Source organism: Aquicoccus porphyridii (genome assembly GCF_008369105.1).
In the GTDB taxonomy this organism is placed as follows: domain Bacteria; phylum Pseudomonadota; class Alphaproteobacteria; order Rhodobacterales; family Rhodobacteraceae; genus Aquicoccus; species Aquicoccus porphyridii.
Window position 1 is genome coordinate 1 of sequence record NZ_VINQ01000217.1, and the last position, 373, is coordinate 373.

Annotated in this window: 1 protein-coding gene; it reads right to left on the minus strand. The window is 69.4% G+C overall.

Annotated elements, in window-relative coordinates; genetic code table 11:
* The coding region (locus FLO80_RS24250) for a molybdopterin cofactor-binding domain-containing protein (protein ID WP_246156818.1) at positions 1–365 on the minus strand (365 nt) is incomplete at its 3' end.
* Between the last annotated feature and the right edge of the window lie 8 nt (positions 366–373).

Sequence of the window (373 nt, forward strand, 5' to 3'; positions counted from 1 at the left end):
TGGACATAGGTCAGTTGACCGGTCAGCTTCGCCGGGATGTCCCCCCGACGCACCGGCTTGCCGACCAGACGGTACTCGCTGCGCGGCTTGAGCGGCGCCTTGCCGTCGATGTTCAGGTTGAAGCGCTGGCCTCGCAGCAACTCGCCGTAGCCGATCCGTCGCTGCGGATTGGCGGCGGCGAAGACCTGGCCGTTTTCGCTGCGCAGGCTGTCCGGATGCACCGGGAAATGGCTTCCGGCCTGGCGCAGGAGGAAGCGCCGGGCTTCGGCGGCGGCCTGGCGCAGCGGCACGGCGCTGACCTGGATGCTGGCGCTGGCGATGGTCGGCCCCTGGTCCGGTGTGCGACGGGTGTCGCCGAGGATCATCTCGACCT